Here is a 14,529-nt window from a genome sequence, read left to right on the forward strand (position 1 = left end):
CCTCCCCCTGGAGGGCCCCGCCCCCCGTACACGTGAGCGGATCTTAGCAGGGGCAAAGGAAAGGCAAAGAGCGGGCCGGGACGATTCACAGAATCGTCCCGGCCCGCTCTTTTGCCTTCGCGGTGTCAGCCGTTCAGCCGAGGTCAGCCGTTGCGCTTCCAGCGCGGCTTGTCGTCACGGCGGCCGAAGGAGCCGGTGGCGGTACCGGAGCCCGAGCCGGTGCCGGTGCTGGGGCGGTGGTCGTCACGACGGCCGTAGGGACGGCGGTCGTTGGTGTCGCGGTCGCGGTTGAAGGACGAGGGGCGGTCGTCGCGGCGGTCGCGGTTGAAGGGGCGGTCGTAGGAACGGCCGGCGGGACGCTCGGCGGGACGGTCGTCCCGGCGGTCACGGGTGTTGTAGGCCGGGCGGTCGTCGCGGCGGCCGTACGAGGGGCGCTCGTCGCGGCGGTCGAAGGAACGGCCCGCGGGACGCTCGGTCGGACGGTCGTCACGGCGGTCGAAGGAACGGCCGGCGGGACGCTCGTCGCGGCGGTTGTCCCGGTTGTACGCGGGGCGCTCGTCACGACGGTTGTCCCGGTTGTACGCGGGACGCTCGTCACGGCGGCCGTACGAGGGACGCTCGTCGCGGCGGCGGTCGTAGTTGCCCCGGTCGTCGCGGCGCTGGAAGGAACGCTCCTGGCGCTCCTCGCGGGGCTCCTCGACGCGCTTGGGCTGCTCGGGGATGGCGGCGAGGGCTGCGGCGGCCTCGGCCTGGGCGGTGGCGACGGCCTCGTCCGGGTCGTCGCCCCGATCGCGGGCGGCGCGGGCGGTGAGGCGGTCGGCCTCCTCGCGGAGCTCCGTGGCGCGGCGCTGGAGGCGCTCGAGCTCACGGGTGAGCTCGACGACCTCGCGCTCGGCCTGCTGGGCGGCGTTGCCGGCCGCGTCGGCCTGGACGTCGGTGAGGGAACGGGCGCCGGTGATCTTGGCGACGTCCTCGTCGAAGGCACCGCCGCCGCCGATGATGTGGCGCGAGGCGTCGACGCCCGCGTCCTCCATCAGGCGGAAGATCTGCTTGCGCTGGTGCGGCAGGGCCAGGGAGACGACCGTGCCGGACTCACCGGCGCGGGCGGTACGGCCCGAGCGGTGCAGGTAGTCCTTGTGGTCGGCGGCCGGGTCGACGTTCAGGACCAGGCCGATGCCGTCGACGTGGATGCCGCGGGCGGCGACGTCGGTGGCGACGAGCACGTTGACGTAACCCGACTTGAAGTCCTCAAGGGTGCGGGTGCGCGCGCCCTGGGTCATGCCGCCGTGCAGGGCGTCCGACTTCACGCCGGCCTCGCGCAGCTGCTCGGCGACGCGGTCGGCGCCCATCTGGGTGCGGACGAAGATGATGGTGCGGCCCTTGCGGGCGGCGATGGCGGCGGTGACCGGCGCCTTGTCCTTGGGCTTCACGACCAGGACGTGGTGGGACATCGTGGTGACGGCGCCCTGGGCGGCGTCGACCTCGTGCACGACCGGGTCCTTGAGGTAGCGCTTGACCAGGGTGTCGATCTCGTTCTCCAGCGTGGCGGAGAACAGCAGACGCTGGCCGCCCTGCGGGATCTGGTCGAGGATCTCGGTGACCTCGGGCAGGAAGCCCATGTCGGCCATCTGGTCGGCCTCGTCGAGGACGGCGATCTGGATCTGGTCGAGCTTGCAGGCGCCACGGTCGATCAGGTCGCGCAGGCGGCCCGGGGTGGCGACGAGGATGTCGACGCCGCGCTCGAGGGCGTAGATCTGGTTCGACATCGAGGTGCCGCCGCAGACGACCTTCATCTTCAGGCCGAGCACGTCACCGTACGGCTGGAGCGCGTCCGCGACCTGCATCGCGAGCTCGCGGGTCGGGGTGAGGATGACGCCGCGCGGGCGCTTCTTGTCGGTGTGGCCGCCGGAGAGCTGCGTGAGCAGCGGCAGACCGAAGGAGAGGGTCTTGCCGGAGCCGGTGCGGCCGCGGCCGAGGATGTCCTTGCCGGCCAGGGCGTCCGGGATGGTCGCGGCCTGGATCGGGAAGGGGGTGGTGACACCGTTCTGCGCCAGCTTGCGCACGATCGCGTCGGCGAGGCCGAGGTCGGCGAAGGTGACGGTGGGGGTGGTGTCGGTCGCGGCGTCGGCCGTGGTGTCGGCGGCGGCCGCGGTGTCGATCGACTCGTCGATGGGCATGACGGAACGGTCGGCAGTGTCAATAGACATGCTGAAGCTAAACCTCTCGGAGACTCGGCACGCGCCAGCTCCGCAGGTTGCTTACAACCGCCTCGATGCGGTCAGCCACAGGAGAAAAGGAACGCGCCAACGTGGCGCGTTTCCTCTCTTGCTGATCAAGAGAGTGCAGTGGCGCCGGGCAATGGGATCAAACGATCTACCAGCATACGCATGATGGGTCGCTTTGGCCAATTCAGTCGATCGGCCCCACCGGGGGCTGCTCCTCCGCCCCCGCCACGGACGGCGCGCTGGAGGGCGACGGGGTCGCGGAGTCCCCCGGCGAGGTCGGCGACGGGTCCGGGTGGCTCGGCGAGGCGGACGGCGGCTCGGCCGACTCCGACGGCTTCGCCGAGGACGAAGGGGCCGACGGCTTGGCCGACGGCTTCCCGGACTCCCCCGGCCCCTGCGTGGGCCCCGGCACCGACTCCTGCGCGCTCGCCGACGGCGACCCGGACGCCGAGCCCGAGCCCGAGGCCGAGGGCGTCCCGGCCGCCGCCGCATGCCGGCCGCCCGGCAGCCGCAGCCCGCCGTCCGACTGCCCGCCGCCGGTGCCGCCCGCCTCGGCCGCCCCGGCGGTGGAGCCGTGCGGCTTGGGGTCGTCGCCGGAGCCGCCCACACTCATGCAACCGGTCACGGCCAGTACGGGCAGGAGCAGGGCGGCGGCGTTACGGAGGGGGGTCACGGGGGCACCTCGTTGGGCTGGAGTCGGCGGCTTCGCGCTGCCCAACGGGCTCCGGGCCCCTCCGGTAACGTTGGCCACGGCGGCAGGAGAGGTGGATGAGCGGCGCTGATTCGCAGGTGGTGGTGAGCCCCACGGCCTCCGCGCGCCCACCCTCGCCCCTCCACGGCCAGGGCCCGGCCGTCGCCGTCGTCGCCCTCGGCGGCGCCATCGGCGCGTGCGCCCGCTACGGCGCCGGGCTGCTGTGGCCGACGGCCACCGGGACCTTCCCCTGGACGACCTTCGGCGTCAACGCGCTGGGCTGCGCCGTCATCGGCGTGTTCATGGTCGTCATCACCGAGATCCGCCCCGCCCACCGCCTCGTGCGGCCCTTCTTCGGCACCGGGGTGCTCGGCGGCTTCACCACCTTCTCGACGTACGCGGTCGACATCCACCGGCTCGTCGACCACGGTCGGGCGCCTCTCGCCCTCGCCTACCTCGCGGCGACCCCGGTGGCCGCACTGCTGGCCGTATGGGCCGCGGCGGCCCTCACCCGCCGCACCGTGAACCTGCGTGGTCGGAGGACCCGATGAGACTCAGCGGCCCCGCTCTGCGGGTCACGATCTTCACCGGCGAGAACGACACCTGGCACCACCGCCCGCTCTACAGCGAGATCGTCCACCGCGCCCACGCCGCCGGGCTGGCCGGCGCCTCCGTCTTCCGGGGCGTCGAAGGCTTCGGCGCGTCCTCGATCGTCCACACCTCGCGGCTGCTGTCCCTCAGCGAGGACCTGCCGGTCGCCGTGGTCATCGTCGACAGCGAGGACCGCGTCCGCGCCTTCCTCCCCCAGCTCGACGAGCTGGTCACCGAGGGCCTGGTCATCGTCGACGAGGTCGAGGTCATCACGTACGCCGGAAGGAAGCCCGGCGCGTGAACTGGCTCCTCGTCATCACCGGCGCCGTGATCGGCGCCCCGCTCCGCTATCTGACGGACCGTACGGTGCAGTCCCGGCACGACACCCTCTTCCCCTGGGGCACCTTCACCGTCAACGTCGTCGGCTGCCTGCTCCTCGGCCTGCTCACCGGCACGGTCTCCCCGCACCTCCAGCTCCTGCTCGGCACCGGCCTGTGCGGCGCCCTGACCACGTACTCGACCTTCTCGTACGAGACCCTGCGGCTCGCCGAGCAGGGCGCCCGGCTCTTCTCCGCGCTGAACGTCGTCGCGAGCCTCGTGGCGGGCGTCGGCGCGGCCTTCGCGGGCGCGGCGGTGGCGACGGCGGTGTGGGGTTAGGCGTGGGGCAGGGGTCCGGAGGGGCGGCAGGGCGGACAATGGCCGTGTGCTGGAGATGTCGCGCGATGCGTTCGAGGAACTGGTAAGCGATGCACTGGACCGGATCCCGCCGGAACTGACCCGGGTGATGGACAACGTGGCGGTGTTCGTCGAGGAGGAACCCGACCCGTCCGGCTCCCATGGGGCGGGGTTGCTCGGGCTGTACGAGGGCACGCCGTTGACCGAGCGCGGCGAGTGGTACGCGGGCGTGCTGCCGGACCGGATCACCATCTACAAGGGCCCGATCCTGCGGATGTGCGGCTCGCCGGAACAGGTCGTGGAGGAGGTCGCCACGACCGTGGTCCACGAGGTGGCCCACCACTTCGGCATCGAGGACGAGCGGCTGCACGAGCTGGGCTGGGGCTGACGCCCGACGCCCGACGCGAACACCCCAAGGCCGACCCCCCCCAAGGCCGAACACCCCGACGCAGAACGCCCCAAGGCGAACCGCCGAAGGCGAACGGATGCGCCGGGCATACCGCGGCAGCCTTACGGGCATACGTGGGCAATGGTCGGCGATCTGCCCAAGAGCTTCCAGCGCATCCGTTCACTGCCCGCCACGATCAAGGCCCGCTACCGGGCCCGGCACTCCGAGCCCACGCTCTCCCTCACCCGACCAGCCCACCCTTATACCCGCGCGCTCGCCCTGGTCGCCGTCACGCTGATCGGCGGCTGGCTCGGCCTGGTCGTGCTCGGCGGCATCAACGAGCCGGTCGGCCCGATGAACACCCGGATGTCGCTCCACCCCTCCTGGACCGGCGACACGAAGGTGAACGTCTCGCCGCTCGGCGCCCTGGTGTTGGACAGCCACGACGGCCCGCTGCGCCTCCAGGTGGACGTGAACACCCTCGACCCGGTGCGCGCCCAGACCCTGGTGAAACACCCCGAGCGGCTCAGCGGCCTGGAGGGCGAGGTCACCCAGGACGTCCGGCGCAGCTTCATCCAGCTCGGCGCCACCTCCGCCGGCGCGGTCCTGGTCGGCGCGACCGTCCTGGGCCTGGCGGTGTACCGCAGGCCGCGCCGGGCCCTGGCCGCCGGCGGGCTGGCCTTCGTCCTGCTGCTGGCCAGCGGCGGGGTCGCGTACGCGACATGGAACCCGAAGTCCGTCCTGGAGCCGAGGTTCTCCGGGCTGCTGAGCAGCGCACCCTCGGTGGTGGGCAACGCCCGCAGCATCGTCAGCGACTTCGACGTCTACCAGCAGGAACTGGCCCGGCTGGTGACCAATATGACCAAGCTGTACGACGCGGCCTCGACCCTGCCCGCGTACAACCCGGACCCGAGCACGCTGCGGGTGCTGCACGTCTCGGACATCCACCTCAATCCGGCGGCCTGGGAGATCATCCGCTCGATAGTGTCCGAGTACAAGATCGACGTCATCGTCGACACCGGCGACCTGATGGACCACGGCACCGCCGCCGAGAACGGCTTCACCTCCAGCATCCCGGACCTCGGCGCTCCTTACGTCTACGTACGCGGCAACCACGACTCGATCAGCAGCCAGAACTCGGTCGCGAGCCGCAAGAACGCGTACGTCGTCGACACCGGCGAGTCCGTGAGCGTCAAGGGACTGCGCATCGCCGGCATCGGCGACCCGCAGTTCACCCCCGACCGCTCCGTGGCCGCCGCCGGTGACCCGGCCGAGCAGGCCGCCGGGCAGCAACTGGCCACCGCGATCAGGAAGCAGAACGCCACCGGCGACAAGGTCGACATCGCCATCGCCCACAACCCCGTGGCCGCCCAACAGGCCGACGGCACGGTCCCGTTGATCCTCAGCGGCCACCTCCACCACCGCGACGTCACCACCCTGGACAAGGGCAGTCGGCTGATGATCGAGGGCTCGACGGGCGGCGGCGGCCTCCGCGCGGTCGAGGGCACCACCCCGCAGAAGATCATGGCCTCCGTGCTCTACCTGGACCGCGACACGAAGAAACTGCAGGCCTGGGACGAGATCACGCTCGGCGGCCTCGGCCTGACCACGGCGGAGGTGAGCCGGCACCTGCCGGCGGAGGTGAAGCCGGGCGCCTCCCCATCGACCGGCGGCACTCCGTAATCCGTTTTGGCGCTACCCAGGGGCATCCCATATGCTTCCGGTGCCATGAGCCCTCATCGTCTAGTGGCCCAGGACGCCGCCCTTTCAAGGCGGTAGCACGGGTTCGAATCCCGTTGGGGGCACCACGCTACTTTGCGTTACCGCAGGTCGGACCGTATTTTTTACGCCATCGTAATGTTCGGCGTCACCGATGCCGACCTCGGCCTGGCCCTCCGAAACCAGCTTCCACCTGGGCATTCGGAGACTCTGGCGCTCGCACGGGTGCGAATCCCTCCCCCTGAACTTCCGCAAGCACGTGATTACTTTCCGTCGCGGATGCTCTGTGCGGCATCCCCTTGGGCACCGCGCGCCGACCACTCGCCCGACCGGCTGTTCAGCCCGCGTCGCGTGGCCCGCGCCGCCGCCGTGGCCGAGAACGCCGGGTTCACCCTGATCACCCTGGACGACAGCGTGCTGCCGCCCGCAGCCTCGCCGGATCCGGTGGGCCGGATCGGCGCGGTGGAACGGGCGGCCTTCGTCGCCGCGTCCACGAGCGCCATCGGGATCGCTCCGGTCGTGCCGGTCAGATCGGCTGATCCCCGGGGCGAGGCTCCGAAGGTGAGGACCGGTACCAGAAGGGTGGCACCATGCAGGACCTGCTCGCTCGGGCGGTCCGGACCCGGATTCCACACCACATGGGAACCGCAGCGCCACACGATCGAGCAGGACGACGGTGCCCGGGTGGCCGAGCGACTCCATCCCCGGGCCCGGTTCTACTCCCCCCGGCAGACACCGATCGACATCGAAGACGCGCAGTTCACCTGGCAGGCGGAGCCGGAGAGAACCAGGTATGAACGAACCGAAGGGCCCTTCGAGGCAAAGGTAAAGGGACAGATTCGGGGCTGGACGGAGCGGGACGCTGGAGGCACGGATGAGCAGCGATGTGATCATCGGGAATGACGGGAAGCCACGCTGTGCCTGGGCCGGCGCCGGCGACACCGCCTTCGGCCGCTACCACGACGAGGTCTGGGGTTCCCGCGCCTACGACGAGTCCGCGATGTTCGAGGCGCTGACCCTGGGCGTGTTCGAGGTCGGGCTGAGCTGGTCGGTGGTTTTCGGGAAGCGGGACGCGTTCCGCAAGGCGTTCCGGGGCTTCGACGTCGCCAAGGTCGCGGCGATGACCGAGCGGGACGTCGACCGGCTGGTACAGGACGCCTCGATCATCCGCAACCGTGGCAAGATCCAGGCCACCGTGGACAATGCCCGCGCGATGATGTCCGCGTCGCCGAGCCTCGTGGCGCTCGCGAAGTCCTACGAGATCACCCGCAAGCGGGCCCCGCGCTCCGTCGCCGACCTACCCACGTCGACCCAGCAGGCGGAGGCGTTCGCGAAGCAGTTGAAGTCGCAGGGGTACCGCTTCGTGGGACCTACGAGTGTGTACGCGTTCATGCAGAACGTCGGCGTGGTCAACGACCACGTCCATGGGTGCTTCCGAGCGACCGACTACCCCGCTGCGGTCCGGAACCGTTGAAGCCGGCAGTCGGTCAAGGGGGGTGGCTGCTGGAGTACGTCCAGGTCAAGGACGATGCGATGGGCACGGTTCGGTGGGCAGCCGGTAGAAGTCGTGTTCGACTCCTACCGAGCTGACCGGGTCTCGTTTCTGATGCCGGCCGACTGAGTTCGAAGCGCCTCGTCGTTCGTCTCGACCTACCGCCATCGGCGGACAAACACCCGCGCCGAGCATCTCCGACACGGGGAGGACTCTTCGGCCCGCCAGACTGGTCATGCCGGAGGCGTCGGCGATGTCGGGGTGCGAGCGCTCCACAGCCGCTTCGAACTCGTCGCGTTCACTTCTGCGCGGCGGATGAGGGCAGGCAGAGGTAGAGCCGCTCGGGCTGGTAGTCGGTCCGGGTGCAGTGGGCCCGGACCCAGGCAGCGATCGAGCGGCCCGGAATGGTGGCGGCGCCGCCGAGTACGACGTAGCGCACCTGGCCGGTGGCCACCAGGTGCCGGAACTCGGTACGGGTCGGGGTGGGCACGGCGCCGGTGAAGCCGCCCATCGGGAGCACCTTGGCGCCCTCGTACAGGATGTACGCCGAGGCGGACCGCCAGCTCGTGGTGGCGAACAGATAGCGGGCGCCGTTCTGGTGGACACGGGTGAAGGCGAGCAGCCGCTGTTGCTCGGGGTTGAGCCCGCTGTGGCTGCCGGAGCCGGCGGACGGCTTGCCGGAAGCGGGCGCCGGGTGGGCGGCCCCTTGGCCCCCGGCCTGCCCGATGTGTGCCTCGAGCGGGTCCGAGGCGCCTCCCGCCAGGGCCGGAGCGGGCTTCTTCGTGGTGGTCCGGATGGTCACCGGGCCGGCCGCGCCCATGCCGGAGTGGCCGTACTTGGGGTTCAGCACCGAGGACGCCCACGCGGCGGACGGCAGCAGCATCGCGGCGAGCCCCACACCGAGGCCCAGCACGGCCATCCGCCGCCGCGCAGCCCGGGAATCGGTACGGGACACGGCCAGCAGCACCAGTGACGCGCCGCCGAGGACGACGGCGGCCGGGACCAGCCATGGCAGGAAGGTGGGGAATTGCCGCGCGACGAACGCCGACCAGGCCACCGTGCTCACCACAGCCGTCGGCAGCGCCCACGCCCGGCCGCGGCTGCCGCGGCGCCAGGCGCGCCAGAACTGCACCATCCCGGCCCCGAACAGCGCTGCGATGGGTACGCCGACGACACCCATGTAGTACGTATGTCTGCCGACCGCCCCGGCGCTGAACACCAGGAAGTACGTCCCCAGCCACACCCCCCACAGCAGGAAACCCGCCCGCAACGGGTCCTCCCGGGGCCTGCCGCGCCGCCACGCCAGCCCGCACACCGCCGCGAGCGCTGCCGCCGGGTACAGCCAGCCGATCTGCGTGGCCAGCGACTTGCCGAACATCTTCCCCCAGTCCGCGAGAGTCTGGCCGGAGCTGGGCGCCGGTGTGGCGCCGGCCATGACCGACGCCGAAACGCTGCCGGTGTCCTTCGCGCTGACGCCCAGCGAGGAGAAGCGGTTGAGGAAGTTGTAGCCGGCGGCCATGCTGACCGCCGAGTTGTTGGTCGTGCCGTCCATGTACGGGCGGTCCTTGGCCGGGGTCACCGTCACCAACAGCACCCAGGACGCCGACACCGCCACGCACACGGCACCCGCCACCGCCAGGTGCGCCAGCCGCCGGCGCAGCGCGGTCGGGGCCGACACGGCGTAGAGCAGCCCGAGCGCGGGAAGTACCGCCCAGGCCTCCAGCATCTTGGCCTGGAAGCTCAGCCCCACCCACATCCCGGCCGCCAGCAGCGGGCGCAGCCGGGCCTCGCGTGCCGCCCGCAGCGTGGCGTCGGCGGCCAGCAGCAGGAGCAGGGTGAACGCCGGGTCCTCGACCTGGGTACGGAACAGCCCGGCGATCGCCGGGGTGAGGGTGAAGGCGCCCGCCGCGAGCAGAGCCGCGTTGACGCCCGCCCAGCGGCGTACCGCCCGATACAGCACCGCCACGCTCAGCACACCCTCGACGACCTGCGGCAGGGTCAGCGCCCAGGGATGGAAGCCGAGGATCCGCGCGGACAGCGCCTGCGGCCACAGGAAGCCCGGCAGCTTGTCGATGGTGATCGAGTTGCCGGGGTCGAACGATCCGAACAGGAAGCCCTTCCAGCTCGCGGTCATGCTGCGCGCGGTCTCGGCGTAGAACGCGTGGTACGCGCTGTGCTGGATGTCCCAGGTGAACAGCACGGCCGCCACCGCGAGGATCACCAGCAGCGCGGGCCGGGCGTGCGCGGGCTGATCCCTTGGCGACCGCCATCGGATCCCTGCGCGGGCGACGATACGGGGGCGTGCCCGCCGGGGGGAGCCGGCGGGCACATGGGACACGGTGGTGCTGAGCATGAACGGACCTTCCGGGCGGCGACGTGGCTCGCGTCAGCCCGGAAGACGGTCAAGGCGCCCGGTGAGATCCGTTCGGGCGGTAAGAATTGGGCAAGTAGCGGCTGACCTGCGACAAGCGCGCCGTGAATCACCCGGACGGCGTACCAGGCGCCCATGCCTCCGCCGGCTCCCCGGCGGGCTGCCGCTCCGCCTCGGCGGCGGGCGGGACAGGCCTCGCAGGAGTTGCCGCGGCACGGCACAGTGACATCCTGAGAGCAGGGGCGAAGGCCGTGGCGAGGGTGAGACATGCCGATCGACGAAGAGGCCACGGACCCCCCGGACGCCGGGGATGCCGAGAGCCCCGCCGCCACGGTCGACTCCCGGGGGCGGATCACGGCGTGCAGCGCCGGTGCCCGCCTGCTGCTCGGCTACACGCCCGCCGAAGTCGTCGGGCGCCCCGCGACCGGCCTGCTCGCCGGCGCCCTCTCCAAGGAAGCCCAGCGTCGCTTCGCGGAGGGGGAGGGATGGAGCGGCGAGATCGTGGTTCGGCACCGGGACGGGCACCCCCTGACGGTGGGGCTCCGCGCACAACCGCTGCTGGACGCGCACGGGAACACCCAGTGGTTCCTCGCCTTCACCAGGCCTGCCGGGGCGGCGGCACACCTCAGGGAGTGGGCACTGAACCAGCTGCCGTTCCCCGTGGCGTTCTTCAACAGCGACAACCGCCTCGTGGGGGTGAACGAGGCGATGACCGTGATGATGGTGCATACCGAGGACCAGATGCGCGGCCGTCGCCTGCCCGAGCTGGACCCCTCGGCTCATGTCCCGGGATGGGAGGTGGACGCTTCCGCCGATCTCGAGGAGGTCAGCGCCCTCCAGGAGCACGTGCTGCGTACGGGGGAGGCGGTGCGCCACGAGGTGGTGGGCCGGGCGCCGGGCTACACCCGCCCACGGGCCTGGTCGCTGTTCCTCTACCCGCTCAAGGACCAGGCCGGCGAGGTGCGGGGCGTGTCCTGCGCCGTCTTCGACAACACCGACCAGTACTGGGCCCGCCGCCGGCTGGCCGCCCTGGACGAGGCCGGCGCCACGATCGGCAGCACCCTGGACGTCACGCGCACCGCCGAGGAGCTGGCGGAGGTCGCGGTCGGCCGCTTCACCGACTTCGTCAGCGTCGACCTTCTCGAAGGCATCGACCGCGGCGAGGAGCCGGTCCTCGTCACGCCGACCGGTCGAGTGGTCTTCCGCCGCGTCGCGCAGCGGTCCGTCCTGGAGGGCCGCCCCGAGTCGGTGGTCGGCACCGGAGAGCTGGACAGCTTCTCCGAGGACTCGCCGCTGGGCCAGATCCTCGCGACGGGACGGGGCTCGCGGTATTCCATGGGGGACCCCGAGATGCAGCGGTGGATGGATTCGTCCCCGGCCCGTGCCCGGAGCGCCCGCGACAACAGAATCCACTCGCTGATGCTGGTGCCGCTGCGCGCCCGCGGTATCACCATGGGGCTCGCCCTGTTCCTCCGCCACCGGACCCAGGAACCGTTCAGCGAGGACGACCTCCTGCTGGCCGAGGAGATCGTGGCCCGAGCGGCGGTGTGCGTGGACAACGCGCGCCGCTACACCCGCGAGCGCGGTACCGCGGTCACCCTGCAGCGCAGTCTGCTTCCGCAGCGGATGCCCCGGCAGGGGGCCGTGGACGTGGCCTCGCGCTACCTGCCCGCCGACTCCCGCGTCGGCGTGGGCGGCGACTGGTTCGACGTCATCCCCCTGTCGGGCGCCCGGGTCGCCCTGGTCGTCGGCGACGTCGTCGGCCACGGCCTCCGTGCCTCCGCGACCATGGGACGGCTGCGCGCGGCGGTCCGTACCCTCGCCGACGTCGATCTGGCCCCGGACGAGCTGCTCACCCAGCTCGACGACCTGGTCATCCGCCTGGACCGTGAGGAGGGGCCGACCACCGGGGAGTCGGACTCGGCCGAGCCGACCGCGGGGGAGGTCGGTGCCACCTGCCTGTACGCGGTCTACGACCCGGTCTCCCGCCGCTGCGCCCTCGCCCGGGCCGGCCACCCGGCCCCGGCCGTGGTCGCCCCGGACGGCACCGTCGAGTTGCTCGAACTGCCGGGTGGACCACCGCTGGGCCTGGGCGGGTTGCCGTTCGAGGCCACCGAACTGGACCTGCCCGAGGGCAGCTTGCTCGTCCTGTACACGGACGGCCTGGTGGAAGCCGCCGACCACGACATCGACGTGGGGCTCTCCCGGCTGCGGAGTGCGCTGAACCGTCCCGCCGGGTCGCTCGAGGAGGTGTGCGACACGGTGCTGGACGCCCTGCTCCCGACCCGGCCCACCGACGACATCGCCCTGCTGGTGGCCCGCACCCGCGCCCTCGACGCCGGCCAGGTGGCGACCTGGGACCTGCCCGCCGACCCCGCGGTCGTCTCCGAGGCCCGCAGGCTGGCCGCCCAACAGGTGGCGGCCTGGGGGCTGGAGGAGTCCGCGTTCGTCACCGAGCTGGTGGTCAGCGAACTGGTCACCAACGCCATCCGCCACGCCGCCCCGCCGATCCGGCTACGGCTGATCCAGGACGGCGCCCTCATCTGCGAGGTCTCCGACAGCAGCAGCAACTCCCCCCATCTGCACCGCGCCCGCGTCACCGACGAGGGCGGCCGGGGCCTCATGCTGGTCGCCCAGCTCACCGAACGCTGGGGGACCCGCCAGACCCCGACCGGCAAGACCATCTGGGCCGAACAGGCCCTCGTACGGGACCCGTTGTCCCTGTAGGGCACCTCCGGGCCTACCCGACAGGCGCACTCATCGCCTGGTCGAGAAGGGTCGGCAGGTCGGGGCTGCCGTCGGCGGCGTACCACGTGTCGACGGCCGCGTTCAGGCAGGCGAGTCCTATGTGGCGGTGTTCCTGGTCATGGCCGGCGCCTCCGGGGTCTTCCTCTTCCTCACCTACTACCTCCAGGTCACCCGGGGCTACTCCGCCGTCGCCACCGGACTGGCCTTCCTGCCCATGCTGGTCACCGCGCTGATCACCAGCCTGCTGTCGAACATCAAGCTGCTGCCGCGCACCGGCCCGCAGCCCCTGGTCGTCCTCGGCATGCTGATGGCCGCGACCGGCACGGCCTGGATGACCGGCATCGGACTGCACACCGGCTACGCCTCCGCCATCCTCGGCCCGCTGCTCGTCACGGGCGCCGGCATGGGCCTCGTGGTCTCCCCCGCCATGAACACCGCGACCTTCCAGGTGCCCGCCACCGACGCCGGCGTCGCCTCCGCCACGGCCAACACCCAGCAGCAGATCGGCACTTCCCTCGGCACCGCCCTGCTCAACACCCTCGCCGTCAGCGCCACCACCCACTACGCGACCTCACACGCCGCGCACCCCACCTCCGGCCTCGCCACCCGCGCCCTGCTGCACGGCTACACCACCGCCTTCTGGTACGCCGCCGGCATCCTCGTCGCCGGCGCCGTCATCTGCGGACTGCTCCTGCGCCGCGGACCCCTGGTGCCGAACGAGGCCCCGGGCGACGACGAGGGCACCCCGGCCGGGAGCAAGGACCAGCCACGTACAGCAGTCCAGGAGGCGTCATGAATCAGCGGATCGCCACGCACGATGTTGTGGTCGTCATCGGTACCGGGGGCATGGGGCTCGCTGTCGCGCGCCGCCTGTCCGCCGGGCGGCGGCTCCTGCTGGCCGACTGGTCGGCCGACGGGCTGGGCGCGGCCGTGAGCGCGCTGCGCGGCGAGGGCCACACCGTCGAAGGCCACACGGTGGACGTCTCGCAGCGGGATTCCGTCGAGAAGCTGGCCGCGGCCGCCGGCGCCGCCGGACGGGTCGACGCCGTCATCCACACCGCCGGCGTCTCGCCTGTGATGGCCACCGCCCGGCAGATCTACGAGGTGGACCTGCTCGGCACCGCCCACGTCATCGACGCCTTGCTGCCGGTCGCCTCCCCCGGCACCTCACTGGTCTGCGTCGCCAGCATGGCCGGGCACTTCGCCTCCCTGCCCGCCGACGTCGAGCGGCACCTCGCGACCGCGCCCACCGAAGAGCTCCTCCACCACAAGGGGATCGACCTCGAGGGCGAGCCCGCCCTGGCCTACGTCGTGGCCAAGCGCGGTAACCAACTCCGCGTACAGGCCGCCGCCCGCGCCTGGGGCAGCCGGGGCGCCCGGCTCAACACCGTCAGCCCCGGCGTGATCTCCACGCCGATGGGCGCCCAGGAACTCCAGGGAGCAGCCGGCGCCCACATCCGGGCCATGGTCGAGCTGTCCGGCGCCCGCCGGGTCGGCACCGCGGACGACATCGCGAGCGCCGCGGCGTTCCTGGCCGGACCGGAGTCCTCCTTCATCACCGGCAACGACCTGCTCGTCGACGGCGGGGCGGTCTCCGCCCAGCGCTGGAACACCACCCCCAGCGCCTGA

General features: G+C 71.9%; 13 protein-coding genes and 1 tRNA gene. 11 read left to right on the forward strand and 3 right to left on the reverse strand.

Features of this window, described 5'->3' with window-relative positions:
• Positions 1-143: 143 nt before the first annotated feature.
• Together ACFXJ5_RS04520 and ACFXJ5_RS04525 are read right to left on the reverse strand one after the other, a co-directional pair.
• The gene (locus ACFXJ5_RS04520; RefSeq protein WP_384626754.1) at positions 144-2,207 is read right to left on the reverse strand and encodes a DEAD/DEAH box helicase; all 2,064 of its coding nucleotides are present in this window, start codon (positions 2,205-2,207) and stop codon (positions 144-146) included.
• Between the two features lie 202 nt (positions 2,208-2,409).
• Positions 2,410-2,898, reverse strand: a complete 489-nt coding sequence (locus ACFXJ5_RS04525; RefSeq protein WP_384626756.1) for a hypothetical protein — start codon at positions 2,896-2,898, stop codon at positions 2,410-2,412.
• Positions 2,899-2,993: 95 nt separating this feature from the next.
• Here ACFXJ5_RS04525 and crcB (ACFXJ5_RS04530) point away from each other — a divergent pair, with 95 nt between their 5' ends.
• The 8 genes from crcB (ACFXJ5_RS04530) (at position 2,994) to ACFXJ5_RS04565 (ending at position 7,763) form a co-directional block, all read left to right on the forward strand.
• Positions 2,994-3,467: a fluoride efflux transporter CrcB gene (crcB, locus tag ACFXJ5_RS04530; protein WP_384626759.1), complete on the forward strand. Its 474-nt coding sequence runs from the start codon at positions 2,994-2,996 to the stop codon at positions 3,465-3,467.
• Entirely contained in the window at positions 3,464-3,808 is a 345-nt protein-coding gene (locus ACFXJ5_RS04535) for a DUF190 domain-containing protein (RefSeq protein ID WP_384626761.1), read from the forward strand. Before crcB (ACFXJ5_RS04530) ends, ACFXJ5_RS04535 begins: the two co-directional genes overlap by 4 nt.
• Positions 3,805-4,164 carry a fluoride efflux transporter CrcB gene (crcB, locus tag ACFXJ5_RS04540; protein WP_384626764.1) on the forward strand — a complete coding sequence of 120 codons (360 nt, stop codon included), beginning with the start codon at positions 3,805-3,807 and terminating at the stop codon, positions 4,162-4,164. The genes ACFXJ5_RS04535 and crcB (ACFXJ5_RS04540) overlap by 4 nt, the downstream gene beginning before the upstream one ends.
• Before the next feature lie 46 nt (positions 4,165-4,210).
• The gene (locus ACFXJ5_RS04545) at positions 4,211-4,570 is read left to right on the forward strand and encodes a metallopeptidase family protein (RefSeq protein WP_384626766.1); all 360 of its coding nucleotides are present in this window, start codon (positions 4,211-4,213) and stop codon (positions 4,568-4,570) included.
• 141 nt (positions 4,571-4,711) lie between these two features.
• Positions 4,712-6,253 carry a metallophosphoesterase gene (locus ACFXJ5_RS04550; protein ID WP_384626769.1) on the forward strand — a complete coding sequence of 514 codons (1,542 nt, stop codon included), beginning with the start codon at positions 4,712-4,714 and terminating at the stop codon, positions 6,251-6,253.
• 49 nt (positions 6,254-6,302) lie between these two features.
• Positions 6,303-6,378: transfer RNA gene (locus ACFXJ5_RS04555), tRNA-Glu, on the forward strand.
• Positions 6,379-6,427: 49 nt separating this feature from the next.
• Positions 6,428-7,192 (forward strand): hypothetical protein, encoded by a 765-nt coding sequence (locus ACFXJ5_RS04560; protein ID WP_384626772.1) that lies wholly within the window; start codon positions 6,428-6,430, stop codon positions 7,190-7,192.
• Positions 7,164-7,763 carry a DNA-3-methyladenine glycosylase I gene (locus ACFXJ5_RS04565; RefSeq protein WP_384626774.1) on the forward strand — a complete coding sequence of 200 codons (600 nt, stop codon included), beginning with the start codon at positions 7,164-7,166 and terminating at the stop codon, positions 7,761-7,763. The genes ACFXJ5_RS04560 and ACFXJ5_RS04565 overlap by 29 nt, the downstream gene beginning before the upstream one ends.
• 316 nt (positions 7,764-8,079) lie before the next feature.
• Here the strand turns inward: ACFXJ5_RS04565 and ACFXJ5_RS04570 are convergent, their stop codons facing one another.
• On the reverse strand, positions 8,080-10,134 hold the full coding sequence (locus ACFXJ5_RS04570) for an ArnT family glycosyltransferase (RefSeq protein WP_384626777.1): 2,055 nt from the start codon (positions 10,132-10,134) through the stop codon (positions 8,080-8,082).
• Between the two features lie 285 nt (positions 10,135-10,419).
• Here ACFXJ5_RS04570 and ACFXJ5_RS04575 point away from each other — a divergent pair, with 285 nt between their 5' ends.
• From ACFXJ5_RS04575 to ACFXJ5_RS04585, 3 genes are all read left to right on the forward strand, one after another.
• Positions 10,420-12,879 (forward strand): SpoIIE family protein phosphatase, encoded by a 2,460-nt coding sequence (locus ACFXJ5_RS04575; protein ID WP_384626780.1) that lies wholly within the window; start codon positions 10,420-10,422, stop codon positions 12,877-12,879.
• A 121-nt stretch (positions 12,880-13,000) separates the two neighbouring features.
• The gene (locus tag ACFXJ5_RS04580) at positions 13,001-13,696 is read left to right on the forward strand and encodes an MFS transporter (protein WP_384626783.1); all 696 of its coding nucleotides are present in this window, start codon (positions 13,001-13,003) and stop codon (positions 13,694-13,696) included.
• Complete coding sequence (locus ACFXJ5_RS04585; protein WP_384626786.1) at positions 13,693-14,529, forward strand: SDR family oxidoreductase; 837 nt, start codon at positions 13,693-13,695, stop codon at positions 14,527-14,529. The genes ACFXJ5_RS04580 and ACFXJ5_RS04585 overlap by 4 nt, the downstream gene beginning before the upstream one ends.

Source organism: Streptomyces sp. NPDC059373, from assembly GCF_042751495.1.
Classification (GTDB): Bacteria; Actinomycetota; Actinomycetes; order Streptomycetales; family Streptomycetaceae; genus Actinacidiphila.

Coding starts and splice junctions, on each gene's coding strand:
- ACFXJ5_RS04560 (WP_384626772.1), top strand. CDS start 6,428: ATGTTCGGCGTCACCGATGCCGACCTCGGCCTGGCCCTCCGAAACCAG.
- ACFXJ5_RS04535 (WP_384626761.1), top strand. CDS start 3,464: ATGAGACTCAGCGGCCCCGCTCTGCGGGTCACGATCTTCACCGGCGAG.
- ACFXJ5_RS04550 (WP_384626769.1), top strand. CDS start 4,712: ATGGTCGGCGATCTGCCCAAGAGCTTCCAGCGCATCCGTTCACTGCCC.
- ACFXJ5_RS04565 (WP_384626774.1), top strand. CDS start 7,164: ATGAGCAGCGATGTGATCATCGGGAATGACGGGAAGCCACGCTGTGCC.
- ACFXJ5_RS04520 (WP_384626754.1), bottom strand. CDS start 2,207: ATGTCTATTGACACTGCCGACCGTTCCGTCATGCCCATCGACGAGTCG.
- ACFXJ5_RS04585 (WP_384626786.1), top strand. CDS start 13,693: ATGAATCAGCGGATCGCCACGCACGATGTTGTGGTCGTCATCGGTACC.
- crcB (WP_384626759.1), top strand. CDS start 2,994: ATGAGCGGCGCTGATTCGCAGGTGGTGGTGAGCCCCACGGCCTCCGCG.
- ACFXJ5_RS04575 (WP_384626780.1), top strand. CDS start 10,420: ATGCCGATCGACGAAGAGGCCACGGACCCCCCGGACGCCGGGGATGCC.
- ACFXJ5_RS04570 (WP_384626777.1), bottom strand. CDS start 10,134: ATGCTCAGCACCACCGTGTCCCATGTGCCCGCCGGCTCCCCCCGGCGG.